The sequence below is a fragment of the Empedobacter sp. UBA3239 genome, from assembly GCF_002362875.1.
Classification (GTDB): domain Bacteria; phylum Bacteroidota; class Bacteroidia; order Flavobacteriales; family Weeksellaceae; genus Empedobacter; species Empedobacter falsenii_B.
The window spans coordinates 3,642-6,883 of the sequence record NZ_DEVJ01000066.1; the positions used below are offsets into that span (position 1 = coordinate 3,642).

A 3,242-nucleotide genomic window follows, 5' to 3' on the forward strand; every position below is an offset into this window, starting at 1 on the left:
TGGCTTAGCTTTTTTGAATAATTATTTCAAAACAAATGACATTTGCGTCATGGTTGGTGGCTCTGGTTTATATGAAAAAGCGATCACAGTTGGCTTTGACGAATTTCCTGATGTTGATCCTAAAATTAGAGAAGATTTGAATAATGAGCTTGCTGAATTTGGAATTGAAAAATTGCAAAAAGAATTGCAAGAAGTCGATCCAAAGTATTTTGAAGAAGTTGATATTTTCAATAAACAGCGTGTAACACGTGCTTTAGAAATTTTTAGATCTTCGGGTTTACCTTTCTCTAACTTCAGAAATCAAGATTTAAACAAACGTCCATTTAACATAATTAAAATCGGTTTAGAACTTCCTCGCGAAGAAATGTACAACCGAATCAATCGTCGAGTTGATATTATGATGAACGAAGGTTTATTAAATGAAGCAAAAAATTTATTTCCTTTAAAAGATTTGAATGCTTTGCAAACTGTTGGTTATCGAGAATTGTTCGACTTTTTTGAAGAGAAAATTACATTGGATTTTGCGATAAAAGAAATCAAAAAGAATACAAGACGTTTTGCAAAACGTCAAATGACATGGTTCAAAAAAGATGAAACTGTCAATTGGTTTTCTCCTTTCGAACAAGAAAATATCATTAATTTTATATCGAACAAAATATAAATTATGGAAAATTTTGTTGCCATCGATTTCGAAACTGCAAACAATTATCGTAATTCTGCTTGCGCGGTTGGAATTGTAACTGTGACAGATAATGTGATTACAGACGAGTATTACACGTTAATTCAACCACCACAAAATCAATATAATTATCATAATATTTTGGTTCATGGAATTCGTCCCGAAGACACAATCGATGCACCAAGTTTTGAAGATGTCTATTTTGAAATCAAACATCGTTTACAAAATCAGCTTGTTGTTGCACATAACGAATCGTTTGATCGTTCTGTTTTGAAGAATACAATGGAGTTTTATAGCCTCAATTACTCTCAACTTAACCTTGCCGAAAAGTGGGAATGTACATACAGAATTTTCAAACAGAAAGGAATTGTTCCTACAAAATTATCCGATTGTGCTCGCCGATTTAATCTTCAACTCAACCATCATGAAGCTTTATCTGATGCAAAAGTTTGTGCTCAATTATACTTATTAAAATAGTTTTTACTAAAAATTTATCTGATTTAACGTTTAAAAAACAATTCTATATTAATTATAATAGATTTATATTCAAAACTATATCCATTTACAAATATTTGTAAGTATTTACAAGTATTTAAAATTGATTAATAATAACTTTAATAATTCACTTTTCTAAGAAATTCGTTACATCAAATATTGAACTTCAATAAAGTTTATTTTGATTTTGAGGAATGAATTGATAATTTGAAAAATTAACTATCAGAATTTTTGATAAGATGAAGTATAAACTAAAATTTAGTTCCGATAAATCTTTGCAAGTTGAAAAAAATAATAATTTAAAAAATTGATTTCAATTGGGTTTTTATCGAAGAAGTAAAATAATCACATTATGTATTTAACATAATAAAGAGGGTTACTCTGGGAACATTAATTTCAAAATTGAAAAATTGATACCTCCCTACTCTTTTTAAAAAGATAAAAAAAGGCTGCATTTGCAACCTTTTTTTATAACATTATAACGCCTTCTATCTTCGAAACTTCTTTGTAATAATTGATTACTGTATCCGCATCAATCACATAAAGTTTAATCGAAATAGATGTATATTTTCTATTTTTTGAAGCTTTGTAATCAAATTCAGCATTCGTTCCTGCAAAAATATCTTTTATTTTTTTCATCGTTTCTTCACTTGAAGGATAAATGAATTTGAACAAATAATCTGCTGGAAATTTTTGAACATCATCTAATCTTTCTTTGAATTTTGCATAAAAATCCTGCTCATTGTGAGAGTTATCTGGTATTTCTTCGAATGTATAATCTCTATTTGCGTCCATATCTATTATTTTTTGTTACAATGTCAAAAACAATACCACTTCACATTCTTAATAAAATATAGAATTAATAAGACATTTTGACATATTATAAATCTTATAATTTCAATCTCATCATATAATCTATTTGTTCATCATCTCCAAGTCTGAAAATATGTTGATCGAATTTTTCGAAACCATTCTTTAAATAGAAATTAATCGCAGAAATATTCTTTTCCCAAACTCCTAACCAAATTGTATGCAAGTTGAGGTTTTTAGTTATTTCTACAGCTTTATTAAAAAGAATTTGTCCAATTTTCTTTCCTTGAAACAATTCTAACACATAAATTCTTTCAATTTCCAAAGAATTCATATCATAAACTTCTGTTTGAGCATCACCAATATTTAATTTCAGATAACCGACAATTTTTTGGTTAATCATTGCAAAAAAGAACAACGAATTTTGATTCTTCAATTCTTTTAATAATTGATCTTCTGAAAAACTTTCGTTCAAATATTTTTGCATATCCTCTTCTGTGTTAGAAGAAGAAAATGTATCTGCAAATGTCTTTTTAGAGATTTCTTGAAGTTCTGTAATGTGTTTTTTTTCAACTCTTTTTATTGTAATTTCTTCGTTCATTAATGCGAAACAAATTTTAATCCTACAATTGAACTAATTAATGTAAAAATAAAGAATATTCTCCAAAAATTAGCTGGTTCTTTGAATACAAAAATTCCGATTAAAACTGTTCCAACAGCGCCAATTCCAGTCCAAACAGCATAAGCAGTTCCCAAAGGTAAAGTTTGTGTTGCTTTGATTAATAACGTCATACTTGCAACCAAACATATTGCAAAAGCGCCATACCACATGTACATTTCTGAGCCTGTTGTTTCTTTGGCTTTCCCTATAGATGATGTAAATCCAATCTCGAATAATCCTCCTAAAATCAATAAAATCCAATTCATTTTGTTAATATTTTGATGCAAAGATGAATTAGAAAAAAATAGAATTTTTTTACATTTGTAAAAAAATTATTCGCTTAAATTTCTGTGCGAATCCTACTTAATGTCACTTGAGAAATTCCTAAATAAGACGCGATATAACCTAATTGCACACGATTAATCAAACTTGGATTTTCTTCTAACAATTTTTTATAACGATCAATCGCCGTTCCTAGTTGCCTAGAAATAAAACGCTCTTCAGTTTTTATCAATTCAATTTCAGCAAGTTTTCTTCCCCAATTTGCAATTTCTAAATTTGTCGCATAAAACAATTGTATGTCTGAAGATTTAATTT

General features: G+C 28.2%; 5 protein-coding genes and 1 pseudogene. 2 read left to right on the forward strand and 4 right to left on the reverse strand.

What is annotated here, in order from left to right; genetic code table 11:
• Both miaA and B4G36_RS09900 read left to right on the forward strand, forming a co-directional pair.
• Positions 1-661, forward strand: a 661-nt coding sequence (miaA, locus tag B4G36_RS09895; protein ID WP_291063708.1) for a tRNA (adenosine(37)-N6)-dimethylallyltransferase MiaA, incomplete at its 5' end; no start/stop codon positions are given.
• Between the two features lie 3 nt (positions 662-664).
• Positions 665-1,156 carry a 3'-5' exonuclease gene (locus B4G36_RS09900; protein ID WP_038334348.1) on the forward strand — a complete coding sequence of 164 codons (492 nt, stop codon included), beginning with the start codon at positions 665-667 and terminating at the stop codon, positions 1,154-1,156.
• Positions 1,157-1,642: 486 nt separating this feature from the next.
• Here the strand turns inward: B4G36_RS09900 and B4G36_RS09905 are convergent, their stop codons facing one another.
• The 4 genes and pseudogenes from B4G36_RS09905 to B4G36_RS09920 all read right to left on the reverse strand — a co-directional run.
• Positions 1,643-1,969, reverse strand: coding sequence for a DUF493 family protein (locus B4G36_RS09905; RefSeq protein ID WP_286494845.1), 327 nt, complete (start codon positions 1,967-1,969; stop codon positions 1,643-1,645).
• A gap of 94 nt (positions 1,970-2,063) precedes the next feature.
• The gene (locus B4G36_RS09910; RefSeq protein ID WP_291063710.1) at positions 2,064-2,585 is read right to left on the reverse strand and encodes a GNAT family N-acetyltransferase; all 522 of its coding nucleotides are present in this window, start codon (positions 2,583-2,585) and stop codon (positions 2,064-2,066) included.
• Positions 2,585-2,911, reverse strand: a complete 327-nt coding sequence (locus tag B4G36_RS09915; RefSeq protein WP_291063712.1) for a DMT family transporter — start codon at positions 2,909-2,911, stop codon at positions 2,585-2,587. The genes B4G36_RS09910 and B4G36_RS09915 overlap by 1 nt, the downstream gene beginning before the upstream one ends.
• Before the next feature lie 74 nt (positions 2,912-2,985).
• Positions 2,986-3,242: pseudogene (locus tag B4G36_RS09920) on the reverse strand (Crp/Fnr family transcriptional regulator); the annotation flags it as partial.

Coding starts and splice junctions, on each gene's coding strand:
- B4G36_RS09900 (WP_038334348.1), top strand. CDS start 665: ATGGAAAATTTTGTTGCCATCGATTTCGAAACTGCAAACAATTATCGT.
- B4G36_RS09905 (WP_286494845.1), bottom strand. CDS start 1,969: ATGGACGCAAATAGAGATTATACATTCGAAGAAATACCAGATAACTCT.
- B4G36_RS09910 (WP_291063710.1), bottom strand. CDS start 2,585: ATGAACGAAGAAATTACAATAAAAAGAGTTGAAAAAAAACACATTACA.
- B4G36_RS09915 (WP_291063712.1), bottom strand. CDS start 2,911: ATGAATTGGATTTTATTGATTTTAGGAGGATTATTCGAGATTGGATTT.